Origin of the sequence: Microbacterium meiriae, assembly GCF_032364335.1 — a bacterium.
GTDB lineage: Bacteria > Actinomycetota > Actinomycetes > Actinomycetales > Microbacteriaceae > Microbacterium > Microbacterium meiriae.
This window is the reverse complement of record NZ_CP133984.1, coordinates 2702626-2724404: the sequence shown is the minus strand read 5'-3', so window position 1 is coordinate 2724404 and position 21779 is coordinate 2702626. Positions and strand designations below refer to the sequence as shown.

At 70.3% G+C, this 21779-nt stretch carries 21 protein-coding genes and 1 tRNA gene; 17 read left to right on the top strand and 5 right to left on the bottom strand.

Translation table 11 applies throughout. The features are described 5' to 3' along the window. Positions 1–3: 3 nt before the first annotated feature. The 4 genes from RI211_RS13175 (at position 4) to poxB (ending at position 5186) form a co-directional block, all read left to right on the top strand. Positions 4–1470 (top strand): NAD-dependent succinate-semialdehyde dehydrogenase, encoded by a 1467-nt coding sequence (locus RI211_RS13175; RefSeq protein ID WP_187662198.1) that lies wholly within the window; start codon positions 4–6, stop codon positions 1468–1470. A 25-nt stretch (positions 1471–1495) separates the two neighbouring features. Then, complete coding sequence (locus RI211_RS13170; protein WP_280564703.1) at positions 1496–2860, top strand: NAD-dependent succinate-semialdehyde dehydrogenase; 1365 nt, start codon at positions 1496–1498, stop codon at positions 2858–2860. A gap of 123 nt (positions 2861–2983) precedes the next feature. Continuing rightward, positions 2984–3421 (top strand): pyridoxamine 5'-phosphate oxidase family protein, encoded by a 438-nt coding sequence (locus tag RI211_RS13165; RefSeq protein WP_315637815.1) that lies wholly within the window; start codon positions 2984–2986, stop codon positions 3419–3421. Positions 3422–3461: 40 nt separating this feature from the next. After that, the gene (poxB, locus tag RI211_RS13160; RefSeq protein ID WP_315637816.1) at positions 3462–5186 is read left to right on the top strand and encodes a ubiquinone-dependent pyruvate dehydrogenase; all 1725 of its coding nucleotides are present in this window, start codon (positions 3462–3464) and stop codon (positions 5184–5186) included. A gap of 63 nt (positions 5187–5249) precedes the next feature. Here poxB and RI211_RS13155 read toward each other — a convergent pair whose 3' ends face one another. Both RI211_RS13155 and RI211_RS13150 read right to left on the bottom strand, forming a co-directional pair. After that, a complete protein-coding gene (locus RI211_RS13155) occupies positions 5250–8042 on the bottom strand; it encodes a hypothetical protein (RefSeq protein WP_315637817.1) in 2793 nt (930 codons plus the stop codon). A 28-nt stretch (positions 8043–8070) separates the two neighbouring features. Then, complete coding sequence (locus RI211_RS13150; RefSeq protein WP_315637818.1) at positions 8071–9891, bottom strand: HSP90 family protein; 1821 nt, start codon at positions 9889–9891, stop codon at positions 8071–8073. A gap of 192 nt (positions 9892–10083) precedes the next feature. Between RI211_RS13150 and RI211_RS13145 the strand changes: the two genes are divergently transcribed. The 9 genes from RI211_RS13145 (at position 10084) to RI211_RS13105 (ending at position 15804) form a co-directional block, all read left to right on the top strand. Then, a tRNA-Trp gene (locus tag RI211_RS13145) sits at positions 10084–10156 on the top strand. 39 nt (positions 10157–10195) lie between these two features. Next, a complete protein-coding gene (secE, locus tag RI211_RS13140) occupies positions 10196–10468 on the top strand; it encodes a preprotein translocase subunit SecE (RefSeq protein WP_025102339.1) in 273 nt (90 codons plus the stop codon). A gap of 42 nt (positions 10469–10510) precedes the next feature. Next, positions 10511–11545 (top strand): transcription termination/antitermination protein NusG, encoded by a 1035-nt coding sequence (gene nusG, locus RI211_RS13135; RefSeq protein ID WP_025102338.1) that lies wholly within the window; start codon positions 10511–10513, stop codon positions 11543–11545. Positions 11546–11809: 264 nt separating this feature from the next. Continuing rightward, a complete protein-coding gene (gene rplK / locus RI211_RS13130) occupies positions 11810–12241 on the top strand; it encodes a 50S ribosomal protein L11 (protein ID WP_025102337.1) in 432 nt (143 codons plus the stop codon). 11 nt (positions 12242–12252) lie between these two features. After that, on the top strand, positions 12253–12942 hold the full coding sequence (rplA, locus tag RI211_RS13125; RefSeq protein ID WP_025102336.1) for a 50S ribosomal protein L1: 690 nt from the start codon (positions 12253–12255) through the stop codon (positions 12940–12942). Between the two features lie 190 nt (positions 12943–13132). Then, the gene (locus RI211_RS13120; protein WP_280564715.1) at positions 13133–13948 is read left to right on the top strand and encodes an amino acid ABC transporter substrate-binding protein; all 816 of its coding nucleotides are present in this window, start codon (positions 13133–13135) and stop codon (positions 13946–13948) included. A 3-nt stretch (positions 13949–13951) separates the two neighbouring features. Next, positions 13952–14617 (top strand): amino acid ABC transporter permease, encoded by a 666-nt coding sequence (locus RI211_RS13115; RefSeq protein ID WP_280564717.1) that lies wholly within the window; start codon positions 13952–13954, stop codon positions 14615–14617. Further along, entirely contained in the window at positions 14604–15407 is an 804-nt protein-coding gene (locus RI211_RS13110; protein ID WP_315637819.1) for an amino acid ABC transporter ATP-binding protein, read from the top strand. Before RI211_RS13115 ends, RI211_RS13110 begins: the two co-directional genes overlap by 14 nt. 40 nt (positions 15408–15447) lie before the next feature. Further along, entirely contained in the window at positions 15448–15804 is a 357-nt protein-coding gene (locus RI211_RS13105; protein WP_315714246.1) for an iron chaperone, read from the top strand. A 4-nt stretch (positions 15805–15808) separates the two neighbouring features. Here RI211_RS13105 and lysE read toward each other — a convergent pair whose 3' ends face one another. Beyond that, positions 15809–16462 carry an L-lysine exporter gene (lysE, locus tag RI211_RS13100; protein ID WP_315637821.1) on the bottom strand — a complete coding sequence of 218 codons (654 nt, stop codon included), beginning with the start codon at positions 16460–16462 and terminating at the stop codon, positions 15809–15811. A 69-nt stretch (positions 16463–16531) separates the two neighbouring features. On the opposite strand from lysE, the gene RI211_RS13095 reads away from it, so the two are divergent. After that, positions 16532–17416 (top strand): LysR family transcriptional regulator ArgP, encoded by an 885-nt coding sequence (locus RI211_RS13095; RefSeq protein WP_315637822.1) that lies wholly within the window; start codon positions 16532–16534, stop codon positions 17414–17416. A gap of 35 nt (positions 17417–17451) precedes the next feature. Here the strand turns inward: RI211_RS13095 and RI211_RS13090 are convergent, their stop codons facing one another. Next, complete coding sequence (locus RI211_RS13090) at positions 17452–18132, bottom strand: YqaJ viral recombinase family protein (RefSeq protein ID WP_315637823.1); 681 nt, start codon at positions 18130–18132, stop codon at positions 17452–17454. Positions 18133–18377: 245 nt separating this feature from the next. Between RI211_RS13090 and RI211_RS13085 the strand changes: the two genes are divergently transcribed. From RI211_RS13085 to rplL, 3 genes are all read left to right on the top strand, one after another. After that, the gene (locus RI211_RS13085) at positions 18378–19352 is read left to right on the top strand and encodes a type IV toxin-antitoxin system AbiEi family antitoxin (protein WP_315637824.1); all 975 of its coding nucleotides are present in this window, start codon (positions 18378–18380) and stop codon (positions 19350–19352) included. A gap of 324 nt (positions 19353–19676) precedes the next feature. Then, positions 19677–20165, top strand: coding sequence for a 50S ribosomal protein L10 (gene rplJ / locus RI211_RS13080; protein ID WP_025104226.1), 489 nt, complete (start codon positions 19677–19679; stop codon positions 20163–20165). A 48-nt stretch (positions 20166–20213) separates the two neighbouring features. Further along, the gene (gene rplL, locus RI211_RS13075) at positions 20214–20597 is read left to right on the top strand and encodes a 50S ribosomal protein L7/L12 (RefSeq protein ID WP_025104227.1); all 384 of its coding nucleotides are present in this window, start codon (positions 20214–20216) and stop codon (positions 20595–20597) included. Between the two features lie 67 nt (positions 20598–20664). Here rplL and RI211_RS13070 read toward each other — a convergent pair whose 3' ends face one another. Next, positions 20665–21669: a LacI family DNA-binding transcriptional regulator gene (locus RI211_RS13070; RefSeq protein WP_268776698.1), complete on the bottom strand. Its 1005-nt coding sequence runs from the start codon at positions 21667–21669 to the stop codon at positions 20665–20667. Positions 21670–21779: the final 110 nt, after the last annotated feature.

Below are 21779 nucleotides of genomic sequence, written 5' to 3'. Positions count from 1 at the left end.
TCCATGAGCACTCAGAACGAGCAGGCGCTGCTCGACAGCATCCCCACCGGCCTCTTCATCGGCGGGGAGTGGATCGAGGGGGAGACCGGCGCGACCTTCGACGTCAAGGACCCCTCGACCAACCAGGTGATCCGCACGATCGCCGACGCCACCCCCGCGGACGGCATCCGGGCGCTCGACGCCGCCGTCGCCGCACAGGACGAGTGGGCCGCGACCGCGCCGCGCGTGCGCGGGGAGATCCTCCGCCGGGCGTTCGACCTCGTGCAGGAGCGCAAGGAGGACCTCGCGCTGCTGATGACGCTCGAGATGGGCAAGCCCCTCGCCGAGGCCCGCGGCGAGGTCGCCTACGGCGGCGAGTTCCTCCGCTGGTTCAGCGAGGAGGCCGTGCGCATCAGCGGCCGCTACGGCCTGAACCCCGAGGGAACCGGTCACATGATCGTGTCGCAGCGCCCCGTGGGACCGTCGTTCTTCGTCACGCCGTGGAACTTCCCGTTCGCGATGGCCACGCGCAAGATCGCCCCGGCCCTCGCCGCCGGCTGCACCGTGGTGATCAAGCCCCCGGCACTCACGCCGCTCACGACCATCTTCTTCACGACGCTGCTCGAAGAGGCCGGTCTGCCCAAGGGTGTCGTCAACGTCGTGCAGACCTCGAAGTCGAGCGCCCTGTCGGCGCCGATCATCGCCGACCCGCGTCTGCGCAAGCTCTCCTTCACCGGATCGACCGAGGTCGGCCGCAAGCTCATCGCGCAGGCCGCCGAGGGCGTGCTCCGGGTGTCGATGGAGCTCGGCGGCAACGCCCCGTTCGTCGTGTTCGACGACGCGGACCTGGACAAGGCCGTGGAGGGCGCGCTGGCCGCGAAGTTCCGCAACATCGGTCAGGCCTGCACGGCGGCGAACCGCTTCATCGTGCACAAGGACGTCGCGGGCGAGTTCGCCAAGCGCGTCACCGAGCGCGTCAACGGCATGAAGATCGGTCGCGGCACGGAGGACGGCGTGGCGATCGGCCCGCTCATCGACGAGGACGCCGTGGCCAAGGCCGGCGAGCTCGTCGACGACGCCGTCGAGCGCGGCGCGACCCTGCTCGCGGGCGGCAAGGCGCTCGAGGGCACCGGCACGTTCTACGAGCCCACGGTCCTCACCGACGTCGTCCCCGGTTCCGCGATCCTCCGCGAGGAGATCTTCGGCCCGGTGCTCGCGATCGCGACCTTCGAGACGGAGGACGAGGCCGTGCGTCTCGCCAACGACACCGAGTACGGCCTGGTCTCCTACGTGTTCACCGAGAACCTGCAGCGCGGTCAGCGGATGATCGACGCGCTGGAGACGGGCATGATGGGTCTCAACGTGGGTGTCGTCTCGAATGCGGCGGCTCCCTTCGGCGGCGTCAAGCAGTCCGGCGTCGGCCGCGAGGGCGGCTTCGAGGGCATCCACGAATACCTGTCCACCAAGTACACGCTGATCCCGGTCTCCTGACCGGCACGGCAAGAGGAGGAGAGACATGACCGACTACGCCGTCGTCAACCCCGCCACCGGCGAGACCCTGGCGTCGTACGACACGTTCACCGACGCGCAGATCGAGGAGGCCGTCGCTGCCGCGGACGAGGCGCACCGCGAGTGGTCGCGCTCCACCACGGTCGCCGACCGTGCCGCGCTTCTGCGCCGTGCGGCCGAGCTGCACCGCGAACGCCGCGAGGAGCTGGCCGACATCTTCGTGCGCGAGATGGGCAAGCCCCGGGAGGCCGCACTCGGCGAGGTCGACTTCGCCGCCGACATCGCCGAGTACTACGCGGACCAGGCCGAGGACATCATGGCCGACCAGCCCATCAAGATCCTCGGGGAGGGGTCGGCGATCATCCGCCGCTCCTCGCTGGGACCGCTCGTGGGCATCATGCCGTGGAACTTCCCGGCCTACCAGATCGTGCGCTTCGCGGCGCCGAACCTGATCGTCGGCAACACGATCCTGCTGAAGCCCGCGCCGCAGTGCCCGGAGTCGTCGAGCGCGATCGAGGCGATCTACCACGACGCCGGCTTCCCGAAGGGCGCGTACCAGAACGTGCTCGCGACGAACGACCAGATCGCGGCCATGATCGCGGACCGGCGGGTGCAGGGGGTGTCGCTGACCGGCTCCGAGCGCGCCGGCGCCGCGGTCGCCGAGGTGGCGGGGCGCAACCTCAAGAAGGTCGCGCTGGAGCTGGGCGGGTCCGACCCGTTCATCGTGCTCTCCACCGACGACCTCGACGCCACCGTGCAGGCGGGTGTCGACGCGCGGCTCGACAACAACGGTCAGGCCTGCAACGGCGCCAAGCGCTTCATCATCGTCGACGACCTCTACGACGCGTTCGTGGAGAAGTTCACGGCGGCGATGGCGGCCGTCGAGGCGACCGACCCCACGCTCGACGACACGGTCCTCGGCCCGGTCTCGTCGGAGGCGGCCGCGGAGAACCTGCAGAAGCAGATCGACACGGCGGTCGCCCAGGGTGCGACGCTGCTCACGGGCGGCACGCGCGACGGGGCGTTCTTCGCACCGACCGTGCTCGCCGACGTGACCCCGGAGATGGACGTCTACCGCGAGGAGCTGTTCGGTCCCGCGGCGGTCGTGTACCGCGTCGCGGACGAGGACGCGGCGGTCGCGCTGGCCAACGACACCACGTTCGGCCTCGGCTCCTACGTCTTCACGACGGACGAGGCGCAGGCGGAGCGGGTGGCCGACAGGATCGAGGCGGGCATGGTCTACGTGAACCTCGTGCTCGCCGACAGCCCGGAGCTCCCGTTCGGCGGCATCAAGCGCAGCGGCACGGCACGCGAGCTGGGCCACCTCGCCGCCGACGAGTTCGTCAACAAGAAGCTGATCCGCATCGGCTGATCGTCGACCCACCCCCTTGCGGCCGAGCGGCCCCCTTACGTGCGTACGCAAGGGGGCCGCTCGCACGAGAGGGGCCGGGTCGACGGGGGTGCGCGTCGAGGGCGGACGAGGCACAATGGCGGCATGAGCGCGCACACGGATCCGGTCCAGACCCTCACCGCGGAGCAGAGCTGGGAGCACCTGCGCAGCCAGGAGCTCGGGCGGCTCGTGACCCGGGTCGGCGAGACCATCGACATCTTCCCCGTGAACTATGCGGTGGACGGCGAAGGCCTGCTGTTCCGCACCGCCCCCGGGAGCAAGCTGTTCGAGCTGACGGTCACCGCCGACGTGCTCTTCGAAGTCGACGACCACACGGACACCGCGGCCTGGAGTGTCATCGTGCGCGGACGTGCGGAGGCTCTGGAGACCGACGCCGACATCGAGCGGGCGGAGGCGGCGGGTCTGCGCCCGTGGATCCCGACCGACAAGCGCGTGTACGTGCGCATCGCTCCGGCATCGGTGTCCGGCCGTGCGTTCCGGCGCGATCCGGAGCCCGACCGGGATGGGCCGCAGGAGTACTGAGCCCGGCCCGGGGAGGCCTCGGCGGGCGTAGGGTCGGGGTATGGCCAACGTCGCTGAGAACATCGTCAAGACTCTGAACGCCAACGGAGTCGACCGGGTCTACGGCATCCCGGGCGACTCCCTGAACGGACTCACGGACGCCCTCCGCAAGGACGGCCGGATCCGCTGGGTGCACGTGCGCCACGAGGAGTCCGCCGCCTTCGCCGCCGCCGCCGACGCCGGCACCACCGGGGACCTCGCCGTCGTGGCGGGCTCATGCGGCCCCGGCAACCTGCACCTCATCAACGGCCTGTACGACGCGCAGCGCTCCCGGGTACCGGTGCTGGCCATCGCCGCCCACATCCCGACCGTCGAGATCGGCACCGGATATTTCCAGGAGACGCATCCGCAGGAGCTGTTCCGCGAGTGCAGCGTGTACGTCGAATACGTCGCGGACCCGTCGCAGATGCCGCGGCTGATGGAGATCGCCATGCGCGCGGCCATCGAGCAGCGCGGCGTCGCGGTCCTCGTGATCCCCGGTGATGTGGCGCTGTCCGAGATCGCGGATGACCGCGCCGTGGTGATCGAGCGCACCCGCCCGCTGATCCAGCCCAGCGGTCCGGAGCTGGAGAAGGCCGCGACCATGCTGAACGCGGCCAAGAAGGTCACCATCCTCGCCGGGGCCGGCGTGGAGGGCGCGCACGACGAGGTGATCGCGCTCGCCGACGCACTCGGTGCCCCCATCGTCCACGCGCTGCGCGGCAAGGAGTTCATCGAGTACGACAACCCGTTCGACGTCGGCATGACGGGGCTGCTCGGATTCGCGTCGGGCTATCGGGCGATGGAGGCGGCGGACACGCTCCTCGTCCTCGGCAGCGACTTCCCGTACGAGCAGTTCTACCCGGAGCACGCGACCACCATCCAGGTCGACATCCGCGGCTCGCAGCTCGGCAAGCGGCACCCGCTCGACCTCGGGCTCGTCGGCGACGTGAAGGCGACCGCCGAGGCCCTGCTGCCCCGACTCGCCCGGAAGGACGACCGCGGCCACCTCGACGACGCCGTGGCCCACTACCGGAAGACGCGGAAGAAGCTCGACGAGCTCGCGGTGCCGGCGAAGGGCGCACGCCCCATCCACCCGCAGTACCTGGCACGCCTGCTGGACGAGTACGCCGCCGACGACGCGATCTTCACCGCCGACGTGGGCTCGCCGACCGTCTGGGCCGCGCGCTACCTGTCCATGACCGAGGGACGCCGGCTGATCGGGTCGTTCACGCACGGCTCGATGGCGAACGCCCTGATGCACGGCATCGGCGCGCAGGTCGCACATCCGGATCGTCAGGTCGTGGCGCTCGCCGGCGACGGCGGCCTCGCGATGATGCTCGGCGAGCTGCTCACGCTCACCCAGAACGGTCTCCCGGTCAAGACGATCGTGGTGAACAATTCATCGCTGAACTTCGTGGAGCTGGAGATGAAGGCCGCCGGCTTCGTCACCTACGGCACGGGGCTCGACAACCCGAGCTTCGCGGCGATCGCCGAGGCCATGGGCATCTTCGCCCGTCGGGTGGAGCGCAGCGAGGATCTGCCGGACGCCGTCCGGGAGGTCCTCGCGCACGACGGTCCCGCGCTGCTCGACGTCGTGACCGAGCGCCAGGAGCTGTCCATGCCGCCGGCTATCGAGGCCGCGCAGGTCAAGGGCTTCGCGCTCTACGCGATCCGCACGGTCATGTCGGGCCGCGGGGACGAGCTGCTCGACCTCGCACGGGCGAACTGGCGTCAGCTGTTCTGACGCGGCTCACCACCGCGACGACGCCGGCTCGGGACCCCCTGTGGATCCCGAGCCGGCGGCGTGTCAGCTCTCGACGAGGGCCCTGACCTCTGCGGCCTCGGCGTGCCGTCCCAGTGCCTCCAGCACATCGCCGAGCTCCAGTGCCGCGACCTGACGCAGCGGCGGGAAGCTCTCGGCATGGTCCAGGGCGCTCCGGTAGACGGGTACGGCGTCGGCCGGACGGTCATTCCCCGCGAGGACGCGCCCCGCGAACAGTTCCGAGCTCCCGGCGGCGCCCTGATCCCCGAGCGCGGCGAAACCATCGGCGGCAGTGAGGGCGGCGGCGACGGACTCGTCGATCCGGCCGAGCTGGGCCAGGGCGCGGCCGCGGGAGTCGGTCACGTCGGCGAGCAGCCAGCCGGCTTCATGCTCCTGGGCGAGCGCGGCGACCTCGTCGAAGAGCGGGAAGGCGCGCTCGTCGCCGCGACCGCCGTAGGCCTGGCCGAGGCTGTGCAGCACCTCGGACAGCGCGCCGACGGCCTCGGGGGCGCGACGAGCGATCTCCGCTGCGCCCTCCAGCAGCCGCACGGCGTCGTCGTGCTCCTCGAAGCGGGCGAGGATCTTCGCCTGCTCCGTCATCGCCATGGCCTGGTCCGCGTGCGCCTCCGCCTGTCCGAACAACTCGGCGGCGTAGCCGTGTGCGCCGACCGCCTGGCCGAACTCTCCGGACTCGGCGAGAGACCGGGCGAGGAGAGAGGCCGTCATGGCACGGGAGCCGGCGGGCGTCTCGGCGCCCTCCTCACGCTGGAGCACGTCGCCGAAGAGCTCCGCGGCCTCCTCGGCGTCTCCCGCGCGGAGCATCGCCCTGGCCAACCGGAAGTCCACGCCGGTGCGATCGCCGTCATCGTGCAGCCGAGCAGCCAGACGGTAGCGGGCGACGGCCTTCTCGGGCTCCTCTGCGTCCTCCCAGAGCGCGCCCGCGAGCACATGGGCGTCGGCGAGAGCCCGCGTGGCGCCGAGCTCGGCGAGCAGCCGGCACACCTCGTCGGCGTCCGTCGCCCCATCCTGGTACGCGCCCGTGCCGCCCCGCACGCGGGCCCGAGTCTGCAGCGCGTGGGCCCGATGACCGGCGGACAGGTCGTCCTGGGCGAGGAAGCGGTCGAGGAGCGTGCGGCCGGCGTCGAGGTCGCCCTTGCTCAGCACGGCGCCGATCGCCACAAGGGTGGTCGTGTTGGACAGCCTGGTGTCCTCCGCCTCCGCGAACGAGCGGGCCGCGAGCTCGGCGAGGTCGAGGGCCGCGTCCGGCTCCTCGGCCCTGAGGTGCAGCGACGCGCGGCTGATGGCCAGGTCGCCGCGCGACCAGGCCGGCAGACGGTCGGCCGCGGCCAACTCCTCTTCGAGCGCCGCCATGGTCTCGTCGGTGTGCAGCCCGAAGGTCGCGAGCTTCAGACGCTCCTCGAGGTCGGCCTGCGCGTCGTTCCCTGCGGCCCGCAGGGCGGCGATCCGCTCGGGGAGGAGGCGCTCGGCCTCGTCCACGCGATCGAGCGCGACGAGGATGCCGAGGTGCATCGACAGGAGCTGCGCGCGCTGGGCGGCGTCGTCGACCTCCAGGGCGTGCGGGAGCGCGGCGAGGGTCTCCTGCTCGGCGCCGAACTGCGCGAGCTGCATCGCCCGCTCGTACCAGGCCTCCGGATCCGCCGGAGTGGCGGCCGGGGTCGGCGCGACGAACGCATCGGAGCGGATCGGGACGTCGTAGCGCTCGTCGGCGAGAGCGCGCATCCGGGCGAGGCTGCGGGCGTGGCCGTCGGTGCCGTCCCGCTCGTCGAAGTCCGCGCCGATGCGCTCCGCCGTCGACCAGGCGGTCGCTGCCAGGTCGGCGGCGCTCCACGGGCCGTCGTGGGCCCCGAGCAGCGGCACGAGTGCAGGGGCGTCGGCACCGCGGACCGGGGTGTCGCCGTGGCCGGCGGCGGTGACGCGGTCGAGAGCGACCGCGAACGCCGTGAGGGCGGCGAAGTGCGCGTCGACGTTGAGGCCGTCGTGGGCGAGCCACGCGACGTGCTTCTCGATCAGGGCCAGCGCCCGCGCCTCGTTGCCGGTGATCGCGGCGAACACGATGTTGTTGGCCACGATGCGCAGGTTGTCGGGGTTGTCCTTGGCCAGTCGGTAGCTGCGCAGGTGCGCGGTCTTCGCATCTTCCGTGCGTCCGGCGCGGAGGTACGGGAGGAGGACGCGGGAGAGCGCGTGCTCCGGCTCCTCGCCGCAGGAGAAACCGCCCTCGATCATCTCCTCGACGAGCCGGATGGCGTCGGCGTCGCGATCGGTCTCCGCGAAGAATCCCGCGAACTGGCTGCGGCTGCACGCGTCGCAGTGGCTGTGCTCGTCGCGCGGCGTGGCCTCGAGCTGCACGCGGAGGGCTTCGGCGGCGTCGAACCGGCCGGCGTCCCAGGCGTCCTCGAAGCGGGCGGTCAGCACGCCGCTGAGGCCGAGTCCTGCGGCACGGTAGTGCGACTCCATGTCGTCGAGCACCGCGGCGATCTGCTCCTGCGAGAAGGCGGGGGAGGAGCGCAGCGAAGACGCCATCCACTTGAACTGCCACATCAGGTCGGCGCCGCCGTTGTCGAGGTCGGCGGGGAACCGCTGCGGGTCGGCGTCGTGATGCGCGAGGCACCAGGCGAAGGAGTTCAGCATGACGTCGGTGGCGCCGACCATGTTCGCCGACGCGGTCTGCCGCATCCGGGCTTCGTATTCCAGCCGTTCGTCGCCGATCTCGATGGCCAGCGCGACCGCCTCCGCCACGAGGGCCTGCTCCGCCGGGCCCCACGGGGTGCGATCGATCTCCTCGATGAGCTGCTGGAAGCGCTTCTTCGGACGTGCCATGGAGGGCCCTTCGGGTAGTCGGGGGGTGTCAGCGCGCGTCGAAGGGGAGAGTGTCCCCCTCGATACCGGCGGAGAGTGAGACGAGGTCGGAGAGGGCGCTGGTCATGAGCGCCCGATCGGCGTCCGAGAGGGGGTGGTGCCCCGCGAGAAGCGCCTGGATGTAGAGCAGCTGGACGGTGCGTGCGAAGACGGCGTCGTCCTCGACGCGGACGAGGGCCCGGACGACGCGGTTCGACCAGTTCAGGCACAGTCGCGCCGTGAGGTCGTCGTCCCGCGAAGAGGAGAGCGTCTGGTCTATGCGGTCGAGCACCCCGCCCCAGAGCGTGCTCGCGATGCCCTTGGTGCGCCCGCGGTCGATCGTCCGCAGCACCTCGGGGTCCGCCACGTACAGTCCGGTCAGCTCCGGGCGGTCGATCGCCCGGACGACCACGGCGCAGTCCGAGGACTGCAGGACGGCGCCGGCGCGGGACTCCAGCGCCATCGCGATGTCCCGGTCGTCCAGCGGCGGCGGGTCGAGGCGATCGAGCTCCCCGGCCACGTCGACCTTCTCGACCGTGACCTGCGGGTAGAGGTCGGGGAGCAGGCGGATCAGATCCGCGTCATAGAGGTAGCCGCCGTTGACGAGGACCTCGTCCGAGGGGGAGATGCCCGCCACCTGGCGGAACTCGTCGACGGTCTGGGCGTAGCGCACGTGCGGGTAACGCTCCACGAGCTCGCCGATCCGCAGCGTGCCGTGCGTCGTCTCCACGGTGAGCCAGCGGGTGATGAAGCGCGCGAGCTCCTCGTCGTGGCGCACCAGGGACTTGAGTCCGACCTCGTGCACGGCGACGAACTGCGCGAGACGATGCGGTTCGCGCAGCCCGAGTTCGAGCACCCAGCGGCGGATCCCGGCGCCGAGTTGCTCCCGGACGTGCTCCAGGGCCGTGTCCTCGACGAGGGATTCGCGGCTCGCGGTCGGCGCGAGGCCGGTGGAGTCGACGACGGCGCGCACGAAGAAGGCCCAGTCGGGCAGCACGTCGTCGACGCGCTCGGACAGGAGCATGCGCCCGAGGTACATGCGGGTCGCCTGCCGGGCGCCGGGCGGAGGAGCGAAGGGCAGCACGTAGGCCAGGCCCTGCGTTCCCGTCGCCGGCTCGCTCAGCGGGATCACGTCCAGCGGGGCGGCCCCGAGCAGGTCGCGACCGTACTGCACGGCCGCCTCGACGTCGGAGGCGGGGTCGAGGAAGGGAGGCTCGCGCGTCACATCGATGTCCCCGCCGGGCGCGTCGATGGTCACCCGCACCGGCAGGAACTCCCCGAAGGTGGCCGCGAGCTCGTGCACGGCCGCCGGCCGCAGCAGCTCGTCGGCGTCGAAGCGCGGCACGAGGTGCACGCTGGTGCCGATCGGGAGGTCGTCATCGATCTCCGTGACGCGGAAGGTGCCGTCCGCGCTGCCCGTCCACTCCACCGCGGATCCGCCTCTGGCGCTGCGGGAGCGGATGACGATGGTGTCGGCGACCATGAAGCAGCTCAGCAGCCCGATGCCGAACTGGCCGAGGAAGTCGCTCCGGGGGAGGTCGAAGATGTCCCGCTTGGAGCTGCGCCCGACGGTCGCGAGCAGATCGGCGACCTCGGCGGCGGTCAATCCCACGCCGTCGTCGCGGAGCACGAACTCGCCCGACTGCGCGGTCAGCGGCGTGATCCGGATGCGGCTGCCCCCGCCGTCGACCTCACGGCGCGCGGCGATCGCGTCCCTCGCGTTCTGGAGCAGTTCCCGCAGATAGACCCGGGGACTGGAGTAGACGTGCCGGCTGAGCAGATCGACGACTCCGCGCAGGTCCACCTGGAACTGCTGCACATCCCCACTCACATGCGTCCCTTCCTGCTTCGTCCGCCCGCCGAGCCTAGCAACAACGCGGGTTCCGCTTCCTGTTCGGCACCACGGGATCGATGCCGTATGCTTGGTGAGCAGTTGTTCTCTGCATTCTTTCGCCGTGCCTGGCGTCTTCGACATCGGCCGGTGGCAGGGTGGGGAGGGCATCCCCGAGACCTCCGGGTCTCTAGGGCGGTAGCTCAATTGGCAGAGCAGCGGTCTCCAAAACCGCAGGTTGCAGGTTCGATTCCTGTCCGCCCTGCGCGTCAGCGCACGCTGACACACGAAAGGTACATTCAGGATGGATCAGGACGAACCGCGCGGCGACGTCGTCGCGGCCGGCGCCACGCGCCAGAAGAAGGGCAACCCCTTCTCCCGGTTCTTCGGGGGCATCGCCCTGTTCATCCGCCAGGTCATCGCCGAACTGCGCAAGGTCGTCACCCCGACCCGCAAGGAGCTTTTCAAGTTCACGGGTGTGGTGCTCGTCTTCGTCCTGATCGTCATGGGCATCGTCTACGGTCTCGACTACGTCTTCGGGCTCCTGACGCACTACGTGTTCGGAATCCCTGGCTGATGACCCCCGCGGCATCGGCCGCAGCTATGGAGAAGAAGCAACGTGTCTGAACGATATTCCGACGACGCCGACTGGGCGACCGCCGCAGAGCAGTCCAGCGAGGAGGACGAGGCCCAGGAGGGCAACGTGCTCGCCGCCGAGGAGCTCTCGGTCACCTCTGCCGAGCACGTCGCGGTCCACGTCGAGGACGAGGACGGCGAGCAGGAGACGGAAGACATCGACATCGACATCGACGACCCGGAGGCGGACGCCATCGTGAACGACGCTCTGAACCTGGACGAAGCCGCGGAGTCCGAAGCCGCCGCCGAGGTCCTCAACGATTCCGTGGCCGAAGAGGTCGCGGAGCAGGAGGCCGAGGCCGCCGACGAGGTCACTCCCTACGAGGGGCCCGACGTCAACGGCGAGGACGACCGTCCGGCCGCCGAGTCCGACGAAGACGAGTCGGCCTCCGAGGAAGACCCGTACGAGGCCTTCCGCATGGACCTGCGCATGCTCCCCGGCAAGTGGTACGTCATCCACTCGTACGCCGGCTTCGAGCGCAAGGTCAAGGCGAACATCGAGCAGCGCAAGTCGACGCTCGAGGTCGAGGACGAGATCTACCAGGTCGAGGTCCCGATGGAGGACGTCGTCGAGATCAAGAACGGCCAGCGCAAGATGGTCACCCGCGTGCGCATCCCCGGCTACGTGCTGGTGCGCATGGAGCTCACGGAGGACACCTGGTCGGTCGTGCGGCACACCCCCGGCGTCACCGGCTTCGTGGGCAACGCCCACAACCCGACGCCGCTGCGCTTCGAAGAGGCCTTCAACATGCTGAAGTCCCTCGTCGAGGTCAAGGACGTCCCGACCGCCAAGAACATCGCGGCCAAGGGCGGCGTCGCCGTCGCCCGTCCGCTTCCCGCCGAGGTCGACTTCGAGGTCGGCGAGACCATCACGATCAAGGAGGGCTCGTTCGCGGGTCTTCCCGGTTCGATCAGCGAGATCAAGCCGGAGAGCGGCAAGCTCACGGTCCTCGTCTCCCTCTTCGAGCGCGAGACCCCGGTCGAGCTGTCGTTCGACCAGGTCACCAAGATGATCTGACACTGTCACGAGAACGGCCGCCTCTTCCGGGGCGGCCGTTTTCTTTTCCCCGACCCACCCCGTTCCGTGCCTCCCGGCCCTTTACGGACGCACGCACGGGGCCGGCTCGCACGCAAGGGGCCGGCTCGCGAGTAGGGGAGTGATCAGGTAGACTTGCGTGGTTTGTGTGCCGCTTCGGCGTGCACAGAGACGACCACGGGCCGGAGAGGCCGGAGCCGTGGGAGAAGCGGATGCTCGCATCCGCCTCGAGGGAAAGGAAAGAGAATGGCACCGAAGAAGAAGGTGACCGGCCTGATCAAGCTTCAGATCAACGCCGGTGCCGCCAACCCGGCGCCGCCGATCGGCCCCGCGCTCGGTCAGCATGGCGTCAACATCATGGAGTTCTGCAAGGCGTACAACGCCGCGACCGAGTCGCAGCGCGGCAACGTCATCCCCGTCGAGATCACCGTCTACGAGGACCGCAGCTTCACCTTCGTCCTGAAGACCCCGCCCGCGGCGGAGCTCATCAAGAAGGCCGCCGGCGTGCAGAAGGCTTCGGCCACCCCGCACACCGTCAAGGTCGGCAAGATCACCAAGGACCAGGTCCGTCAGATCGCCGAGCAGAAGCAGGCCGACCTGAACGCGAACGACATCGAGGCCGCCTCGAAGATCATCGCCGGCACCGCCCGTTCCATGGGCATCACGGTCGAGGGCTGAGGAGAATAATCATGGCTACCAAGTCCAAGGCTTACAAGGCTGCCGCCGAGAAGATCGAGGCAGACCGTTTCTACACGCCGTCCGAGGCCGTCGCGCTCGCGAAGGAGACCGGTTCGGCGAAGTTCGACTCGACCGTCGAGGTCGCGCTGAAGCTCGCCGTCGACCCGCGCAAGGCGGACCAGATGGTGCGCGGCACCGTCATCCTGCCCCACGGCACCGGTAAGACCGCCCGCGTCATCGTGTTCGCCACCGGCCCCGCGGCCGAGGCGGCGATCGCTGCCGGCGCCGATGAGGTCGGCGGCGCCGAGCTCATCCAGAAGGTCGCCGACGGCTGGACCAACTTCGACTCCGCGGTCTCGACCCCGGAGCTCATGGGCCAGGTCGGCCGTCTCGGCAAGGTGCTCGGTCCCCGTGGCCTGATGCCGAACCCGAAGACCGGCACCGTGACTCCGAACCCGGCCAAGGCCGTCGAGGAGATCAAGGGCGGAAAGATCGAGTTCCGCGTCGACAAGCACGCCAACGTGCACTTCGTCATCGGCAAGGCCTCGTTCTCGGCCGAGCAGCTGAACGAGAACATCGACGCCGCTCTCGAGGAGATCGTCCGCCTCAAGCCGTCCAGCGCTAAGGGCCGTTACATCCAGAAGGGTGCGGTGTCGACCACGTTCGGCCCCGGCATCCCGCTGGACGTCAACGCCATCTGACGCGTCGACGGGTTCGCACCTGTCGCACCGAACGCCCCCGGGTCCGCCCGGGGGCGTTCTGCGTTCCCGGGCCGCCCGCGACATCCGGCGTCATCCGATGGGGGGAACGCCCGGAGCGACGCGTACTGTGGGGGAGTTCCCGCGGTCGTCGCGTAAACTCGCACCCGCGCTTCTCACCCCAGGAGGGTCCATGTCCCGTCGTCTCATCGCCGTCACCGCACTCGTCGTCGCCGCTGCCGCCCTGACCGCGTGCAGCGGCTCGAGCACGCCCGCGAGCACGGACGGCGAGAGCGCCGCGGGCTCCGACTTCGGCCTGGTGAAGGACGGCACGCTGACGGTCGCGACCGAGGGCACCTACCGTCCGTTCAGCTTCCACGGCGACGGCGGCTCCGGCGACCTCACCGGCTACGACGTCGAGATCATCCAGGCCGTCGCCGACGAGCTCGGTCTGAAGGTCGAGTTCCAGGAGACCCAGTGGGACGCGATCTTCGCGGGGCTCGACGCGGGCCGCTTCGACGTGATCGCGAACCAGGTGTCGATCAACGACGAACGCGAGGCCAAGTACCTCTTCAGCACCCCGTACACGGTGTCGCCCGGCGTGATCGTGGTCAAGGAGGACGACGATTCCATCTCGTCGTTCGACGACCTCGAGGGCAAGACGACGGCGCAGTCCCTCACGAGCAACTGGTACGAGCTGGCCACCGAGTCCGGCGCCAAGGTCGAAGGCGTCGAGGGCTGGGCGCAGGCCGTGGAGCTCCTCCGCCAGGGCCGGGTGGACGCCACCGTCAACGACAAGCTGACCTTCCTCGACTACGAGACGACCAACAGCCCGACCGGCCTGAAGATCGCCGCGGAGACCGACGACGCCGGCGAGCAGGCCTTCGTGTTCACGAAGGGCAAGGAGGCGCTCGTCGATGCGGTCGACGAGGCGCTCGACACGCTCCGTGCCGACGGCACACTGGCCGAGATCAGCGAGAAGTACTTCGGCGAGGACGTCTCGCAGTAGGCGATGCAGAATCCCTGGGAGCTCTTCTTCACCTCGCTCGGGCCGATCGCCTGGGCGGGGCTGACGGCGACGATCCCGCTCGCCCTGGTGTCGTTCGTCCTGGGGCTCGTGATCGCGATCGGCATGGCGCTGATGCGGATCTCGGTGCACCCGGTCGTGTCCGGCATCGCGCGGTTCTACATCTCGGTGATCCGCGGCACGCCGATGCTCGTGCAGCTCTTCGTGATCTTCTTCGGCCTGCCGTCCATCGGGGTGACGCTCGACCCCTGGCCCAGCGCCATCATCGCCCTCTCGCTCAATGTCGGCGGGTACGGAGCCGAGGTCGTGCGGGCGGCGATCCTGTCGGTGCCGAAGGGGCAGTGGGAGGCGGCATACACGGTCGGGATGAACCGCACCCGCACGCTGACCCGCATCATCCTGCCGCAGGCCGCGCGGGTGTCGGTGCCGCCGCTGTCCAACACGTTCATCTCGCTCGTGAAGGACACCTCCCTCACCTCGCTGATCCTCGTGACCGAGCTCTTCAAGGTCGCCCAGCAGATCGCCGCGACGACTCTCGAGTTCATGGTGGTCTACCTGGCCGCGGCCCTGGTGTACTGGGTGATCTGCCTGCTGCTCTCCTTCGGGCAGAGCGCCCTGGAGAGGAGGCTGGACAGTCGTGTCGCGCACTGACCCCACGGCGGAGCCGCTGCTCACCGCACGCGGCCTGCACAAGAGTTTCGGCACCACCGAGGTGCTCCGCGGCTTCGACCTCACGTTGCATCGGGGCGAGGTCGTGGTGCTCATCGGGCCCAGCGGCTCGGGTAAGACGACCGTCCTGCGCGCCCTGAACGGGTTGGAGACGCCGGACGCGGGGACCATCGTGATGGCCGGGGGACCGGAGATCGACTTCGCACCGGAGGTGCGCCCGAAACCGCGCGTGGAGAAGCAGCAGCGGCTGGCGCTGCGTGACCGGTCGGCGATGGTGTTCCAGCACCACAACCTGTTCCCGCACCTGACCGTGCTGGACAACGTCATCGAAGGGCCGTGGCGGGTGCAGGGCCGTCCGAAGGCCGAGGTCGTCGCCGAAGCGCAGACGCTGCTCGCGCGGGTCGGTCTCGCCGACAAGGTGGACGCGCGGCCGCATCAGCTCTCCGGAGGGCAGCAGCAGCGCGTCGGCATCGTGCGCGCCCTCGCTCTGCAGCCGGATCTGCTGCTGTTCGACGAGCCGACGAGCGCGCTCGACCCGGAGCTCGTCGGCGAGGTGCTTCTCGTCATCAAGGAACTCGCCGACGAGGGCTGGACGATGGCCGTCGTCACGCACGAGCTGAGCTTCGCCCGGGAGGCCGCCGACCACGTGCTCTTCCTGGACGGCGGTGTCGTGGTCGAGCAGGGTCCGCCCGCCCAGCTGTTCAGCGCCCCGCAGCACGAGCGCACGCAGCGGTTCCTCACCCGCATCCTGCGTCCGCTCGACGGCGCCTGAGCCCTCGACCCCGAGGGCGATCGGTGGCAGGATGCGGTGCGTGGGCACCATCGACGACTACCTGACCGACCTCGACGCGGCGGACCGCGCAGTGATCGATCGCGTGTACGCGATCGCCACGGAGGAGGTGCCGGATGCGGAGCAGGGCAAGGGGTATGGGATGCCGGCGCTCGTGCTCGCCGGAAAGCCTCTGCTCTCGGTGATGCGTGCGAAGAACCACATCGGCGTCTACCCGTTCAGCCCCGAGGCGGTCGCTGCCGTGGCGGGCCTCCTCGACGGTCATCCCGATATCAGCGTCGACAAGGGGACGATCCGGTTCCAGCCGGAGCACCCGCTGCCGGAGGACGCGGTCCGGGCCCTCGTCCGGGCGCGGATGGCGCAGATCGACGCGGCGTGAGCGGCTAGGCGTCCAGCACCGGGAGCACCAGGCTCACCGCCAACGTGATCATCACGACCGCGATCACCGCGTCGAGGAGACGCCAGGAGCGCGGGGTGCGCAGCCACCGTCCGAGGTAGCGGGCACCGAAGCCGAGGGCGGTGAACCAGAGGAGGCTCGCGATGACCGCCCCTGCCGCGAACAGCCATCGCTCGTCGCCGTGCGTCGCGGCGATCGAGCCGAGCATCAGCACCGTGTCGAGGTACACGTGCGGGTTCAGCCAGGTCAACGCCAGTGTCGTGAGGATCACCGGGGCGAGGCGGGTGCGGGTGAGGGTCCCGGTGCCACCGGACGCCTCGAGGACCGGAGCGTCGCCCCCGTCGACCACCAGCTCCTCGCCGCCACGCCAGGCCCGTCGCGCCGCGAGCACCCCGTAGCCGAGGAGGAACAGCGCCCCTGCCCAGCGGGCAACGACGACGAGCCAGGGAGCGGCGGACAGCACGAAGCCGAGCCCGGCGACGCCGACGATGATCAGCACGGCGTCGGAGAGGGCGCAGACGATCACGACGGCGAGGACGTGCTCGCGCCGGATGCCCTGTCGCAGCACGAACACGTTCTGCGCGCCGATCGCGACGATGAGCGACAGGCCGAGGCCGAGGCCGCCGAGAACGGTGAGCATGCATCGAGCCTAGGGATGCTGGCCATGAGTTGCAGCGAAGATTCCTTTCCCGCCATTAGCATCACTGATGTGAGGATCGACCCGGAGCTCGCCGCCACGCTCGCCGCCGTCGCGGACGAGGGGACCCTCGACGCCGCCTCCCGCCGCCTGCGCGTCACCCCGTCCGCGGTCAGCCAGCGGCTCAAGGCGCTCGAGGAGCAACTCGGGCGGATCCTCCTCGTGCGCAGCAAGCCGGTCCGCCTCACCGAGGCCGGGGAGTCCGTCGTGCGCCTCGCGCGGCAGATCGCGCTCCTGGAGCAGGTTGCGCTCGCCGGGGTCGGCATCGAGGAGGACGGCGGGGGACACCGCATCACGGTGCCCCTGGCCGTCAACGCGGATTCCCTGGCGACCTGGTTCCTCCCGCCGATGGCGCGCCTCTCCGCCGCGCACGACATCGACCTGGACCTGCACCGCGACGATCAGAACTTCACCGCCCGACTGCTCGAATCGGGGACCGTCATGGCCGCGGTGACGAGCGAGGCCACGGCGGTCGCGGGGTGCACGGTCACGCCCCTCGGCGTGCTCGAGTACCGCGCCATGGCCGAGCCTGCCTATGCCCGTCGATGGTTCCCTGACGGCGTGACGCCCGCCGCGCTGGCGCACGCGCCGTTCGTCGACTTCGACCGCCGGGACACCCTGCAGCACGAGTGGCTGGCGGCACGGGGAGTGCCGGCGGCGGGCGTTCCGCGACACTACGTCCCGGCGTCGCACGACTACGCGCTCGCGGTCGGCCTCGGCCTCGGCTGGGGGATGGTGCCGCGACTGCAGGAGGTCCCCGGGCTCGTCGCGCTCGGCGGTCCGACCCTGCGCGTCGCCCTGTACTGGCAGCAGTGGAACCTGCGCTCCGCGCTGCTGGACACGATCGCGGCCGAGGTCGCGGGAGAAGCGCGTCGCGTGCTCGCTCGCGAACCCTGACGGGGCGTGGTCGTCCCGGAGCCTTCGGCGTCCGCTCAGTCGGCGAGGGCGAGGGCGCGGAAGGCGTCGCGCTCGCGGAGCTGCTCGCGGCGGCTGTCGACCGGGGCGGCGGAGCGCGTCGGCACCGCGCGTCCCGTCGTGCGACGGTACAGCTCGTCGATGAGGTCGGTCGCGAGACCGACGAGTTTGGCGATCTCGCGGTCGTCCCGGTCGATCCACACGCAGCGGGGCTCGTCGTGGATGGGGGAGAAGTCGACGTGCTCCTCCCAGACGAACAGGGTGCGCTCGGCGCCCAGCACGTGCTGCTGCCACCAGACCTGGCGCAGGTACGTGCGCGGGATGCCGCGGAAGGCCTTGTTGGTGGTCTTGATCTCCGCGAGGCTGACGCGACCGTCCGCGTCCACCGAGATGCCATCGGGGGTGGCCAGGTGGCGGTGCTCGACCTCGGCGCGGAACAACGCGGAGGAGGGGAAGATGCCGTGCGTCGCGGCGACCCAGGCGGCGATCTCGGGCTCGCGGCGTCGACCGTGGTCCGTGTAGGCGTTGCCGCCGAACCGCGGCCCCCCGCCGAGCTTGGCGTCGGCGGCACGGGCGATCGAGCGTTCGCTGGTGAGTCCGGCGACGTCGGTGGCCGTGATGCCGCGGGACCGTGCCCTCATCCACGCCACGCGGTCGCGCGAGTCCGCGACGATGCGAGCTTGGAGTTCCGGGGTCACCAGAAGACTCTAACTCTCCCCCACCCCCGTTCCCGCCGTACACGCCGCCCCTCCCGCCCTCCCGCCGACCCACCCCCTTGCGTGCGTCCCGGCCCCCTGCGTGCGCGCGAAAGGGGCCGGGGCGCACGCACAGGGGTGGGTCGAGGAGGACGGACGATTCCTGCACAAGAAGGGGAAGGAGGAGAGGGGTGTGAGGAACTCACGGACGAGGGAGTCCAAGGGGACCGGGTACGGAGACTCGAGGCATGAGACAGGTGAGTGTGGACGAGATCAGGGTGATGCTCCTCGGCCGCCGACGGCTGGAGGAGGAGGGCTGGGGGTCTCGGACTCTTCGCGCCGCGGTGGAGGGGCGGCGGCTGCATCACGTGCGACGCGGGTGGTACCTCGCGCAGCGGACCTGGGGCGAGCTCGCCCCGGAGTCCCGGCACCGTGCGGAGGTGGTGGCCGCCGACCTCGCAGCCCCGGGGACACGGCCCGTGTTCTCGCACGCCTCGGCCGCGGTGCTGTGGGGGCTGCCGCTATATCGGGTGCGGCCGACGAGGGTGCATGTGACAGCGCCACCGGACCGTCGGCACAGCACCCCGGGGATACTGCGGCACGAGGGACAGGTTCCGGAGGATGACATCGTGGAGCGCGACGGGATCCGCTGCACCTCCCTCGCCCGGACCGTGGTGGACCTCGCTCGGACGATCGCGCCGGAAGCCGCGCTCGCTGTTGCAGATGCCGCGCTCGCCCTCGTCGGCGGCGACCCGTGGGAGTTCGACGACACCGCGGAGCAGGCTCTCCGTGCGGACCTCACGGATCGGGTCCGCCATCCACGGCTCCGCGGCATCGTGCAGGCTCGTCGGATCGTGAGCCTCGCCGACGGTCGCGCACAGCTGCCGCTGGAGAGCGTGACCCGGTATCGGCTCCATCAGCTCGGCTTCGGTCGGCCGCGTCTGCAGGTGCCGGTGGACGGACCCCGCGGCGGGCGATTCTGGATGGACATCGCCGTCGACCAATCCCGCACCTTCGTGGAGTGTGACGGCCGGGACAAGTACCTGGACGAGGGCCTCCGCGGCGGCCGGCCCGTGTCACAGGTCGTGCTCGACGAGAAGATCCGCGAGGACTGGGTGCGCGGGACCACCGGCTGGCGGGTGGTCCGGGTGACGAGCGCGGACGTCGCCTCGCTCGCCGCGGCCGACACGCACTTCCGTGCCCTCGGCCTCTTCGCCCGCTGAGTCGCTGACCCACCCCCTTCCGTGCCCTCCGGCCCCTTGCGTGCAGCGGCAAGGGGCCGGGACGCGCGAAAAGGGGTGGGGCGGCGGAGGAGGAGGGGGATTTGGGGGGAGAGGGAGCGTGGGGTACAGTGGTCATAACCGAAGACCGCTGGTCATCGTGTGCGCGTGAGTGCACAGGATCGAAGCTCTGCATCGCAGGGGCCCGCGCAGGTGTCACGAACTTCCGAGCTCCGTGCGCTTGCGCCGGAGCTCTTCTCTTTTGCAGGGGGTCGGAGGCCGGCGCCCCACCACCGTGCGGCGCCTCGTACACACCAAGGAGTGACCATGGCGCAGAAGGATGCATCGGTCAACGAGCTCACGAAGTCATTCGAGAACTCGAACGCCGTCCTGCTGACCGAGTACCGCGGTCTGACGGTTGCCCAGCTCAAGCAGCTGCGCAACAGCATCCGTCAGGACGCTGAGTACGCCGTGGTGAAGAACACGCTGACCAAGATCGCCGCCAACAAGGCCGGCATCTCCGCGCTGGACGACGACCTCAAGGGGCCGTCGGCTGTCGCGTTCGTGCACGGTGACTTCGTCGCCACCGCCAAGGCTCTGCGTGACTTCGCCAAGGCCAACCCGCTTCTCGTGATCAAGTCGGGCATCTTCGAGGGCAAGGCCCTCACCGCCGACGAGGTCAACACGTACGCCTCGCTCGAGAGCCGCGAGGTTCTGCTGGCGAAGGCCGCGGGCATGATGAAGGCGACGATGGGCAAGGCTGCGGCCACCATCGACGCGCTTCGCGAAAAGCTGGAGACCGCCGAGGCCGCGTAAGCGACCGGCGATCTCGTCTACAAACCCCATCTATCTAGGAGATACATCATGGCGAAGCTTTCCACCGAGGAGCTGCTCGAGCAGTTCGCCGGCCTGACCCTCATCGAGCTCAACGAGTTCGTGAAGGCGTTCGAGGAGAAGTTCGAGGTCACCGCTGCTGCCCCCGTCGCCGTCGCCGGTGCCGCTGGCGGCGCAGGCGAGGCCGCGGCCGAGGAGGAGAAGGACTCCTTCGACGTCATCCTCGAGGCTGCCGGCGACAAGAAGATCCAGGTCATCAAGGCTGTCCGCGAGCTCACCTCGCTCGGCCTCGGCGAGGCCAAGGCCGTCGTCGACGGTGCTCCGAAGGCCGTCCTCGAGGGCGCCAACAAGGAGACGGCCGAGAAGGCCAAGGCTGCTCTGGAAGAGGCCGGCGCGACCGTCACCCTCAAGTAATTCCAGCGCACCAGCGCTTCTGCGAAGGCCCCGGGTTCCGCCCGGGGCCTTCGTGCGTCCGCGGGGGTCAGCGCGGCGCCGCGGTCGAGCTGCGGACGACGAGCGCCGAGGCGGCCTCGACGCGCTCGACCGGAGCATCCGGCTCGCTCATCCGCCGCATCAGCAGGCGCACGGCTTCCCGTCCCTGATCCCGCGGCGACTGCCCGATGGTGGTGAGCGCGAACATCTCCGCATGCTCGTGGTCGTCGATCCCCACGACGCTGAGCTCGGTCGGCACCGCGATGCCCAGGCGGCGAGCCGCGATCACGGCGCCGATGGCCGCCTCGTCGCACACGCCGACGATGGCCGTCGGACGGTGCCGCCGGTCGCCGAGGAGTCCCGCCGCCGCCGCGTAGCCGCCCGGCATCGTGGGAGCCGAACCGGCGACCCGCGCCCGCGGCGTGAGTCCCGCCGCGTGCAGCGCCTCCCGGTAGCCGGCCAGGCGGCGGGCGTCGCCGTAGCTGAGGTCGGTGTCATCCGTGGCACCGCCCACGAACGCGATGTCGGTGTGCCCGAGGTCGATGAGGTGCTCGGTGGCGATCCGGGCGGCGGCCGCATCGTCGATCGACACGGCGCTCGACCCCGCGCTGTAGGGCCCCACGCTCACGAGCGGTCGCCCCGTATGGTGCAGCCGTTCCAGCTCGCGGGCGCTGGGCTGGATGCCGACGGCGATGATGCCGTCGAACCTCCGGCCCGGCAGCACGCTCTCGAACAGCCGCTCCCTGGTCTCCGAGCGTTCGGGGACCCCGTAGAGCGAGAGGTCGTAGTCGAGCGCGAGCAGCGATTCCTGCACGCCCGCCAGCAGCTCGGCGAAGAACCACCGATCGACCGGCGGCATCACCAGGCCGATGGTGCCGGTACGCCCCGTGGCCAGGCTCGTGGCGGAGGAGTGCGCGACGTACGCGAGGTCCTGCGCCGCCTCCTCCACTCGCTGCCTGGTCTCCTCCGAGACGTAGCCGCGGCCGCTGAGCGCGCGGCTCGCGGTCGCCTTGGACACACCGGCGCGCATCGCGACGTCGGCGATCGTGCTCATCGTGTCCTCCTCGACCCGGTTCCACGACGGCGAGCGATCGGGCACTCGCCGGGAGCCATCGTAGCCGTTACACACCGGGGGAGGAACCGGTTCCAGGCGCGCCGGACTGG

Coding starts and splice junctions, on each gene's coding strand:
- secE (WP_025102339.1), top strand. CDS start 10,196: ATGGATCAGGACGAACCGCGCGGCGACGTCGTCGCGGCCGGCGCCACG.
- RI211_RS13070 (WP_268776698.1), bottom strand. CDS start 21,669: ATGAGCACGATCGCCGACGTCGCGATGCGCGCCGGTGTGTCCAAGGCG.
- RI211_RS13085 (WP_315637824.1), top strand. CDS start 18,378: ATGAGACAGGTGAGTGTGGACGAGATCAGGGTGATGCTCCTCGGCCGC.
- lysE (WP_315637821.1), bottom strand. CDS start 16,462: ATGCTCACCGTTCTCGGCGGCCTCGGCCTCGGCCTGTCGCTCATCGTC.
- RI211_RS13170 (WP_280564703.1), top strand. CDS start 1,496: ATGACCGACTACGCCGTCGTCAACCCCGCCACCGGCGAGACCCTGGCG.
- RI211_RS13115 (WP_280564717.1), top strand. CDS start 13,952: ATGCAGAATCCCTGGGAGCTCTTCTTCACCTCGCTCGGGCCGATCGCC.
- rplL (WP_025104227.1), top strand. CDS start 20,214: ATGGCGAAGCTTTCCACCGAGGAGCTGCTCGAGCAGTTCGCCGGCCTG.
- poxB (WP_315637816.1), top strand. CDS start 3,462: ATGGCCAACGTCGCTGAGAACATCGTCAAGACTCTGAACGCCAACGGA.
- RI211_RS13175 (WP_187662198.1), top strand. CDS start 4: ATGAGCACTCAGAACGAGCAGGCGCTGCTCGACAGCATCCCCACCGGC.
- rplA (WP_025102336.1), top strand. CDS start 12,253: ATGGCTACCAAGTCCAAGGCTTACAAGGCTGCCGCCGAGAAGATCGAG.
- RI211_RS13120 (WP_280564715.1), top strand. CDS start 13,133: ATGTCCCGTCGTCTCATCGCCGTCACCGCACTCGTCGTCGCCGCTGCC.
- RI211_RS13165 (WP_315637815.1), top strand. CDS start 2,984: ATGAGCGCGCACACGGATCCGGTCCAGACCCTCACCGCGGAGCAGAGC.
- rplK (WP_025102337.1), top strand. CDS start 11,810: ATGGCACCGAAGAAGAAGGTGACCGGCCTGATCAAGCTTCAGATCAAC.
- RI211_RS13155 (WP_315637817.1), bottom strand. CDS start 8,042: ATGGCACGTCCGAAGAAGCGCTTCCAGCAGCTCATCGAGGAGATCGAT.
- rplJ (WP_025104226.1), top strand. CDS start 19,677: ATGGCGCAGAAGGATGCATCGGTCAACGAGCTCACGAAGTCATTCGAG.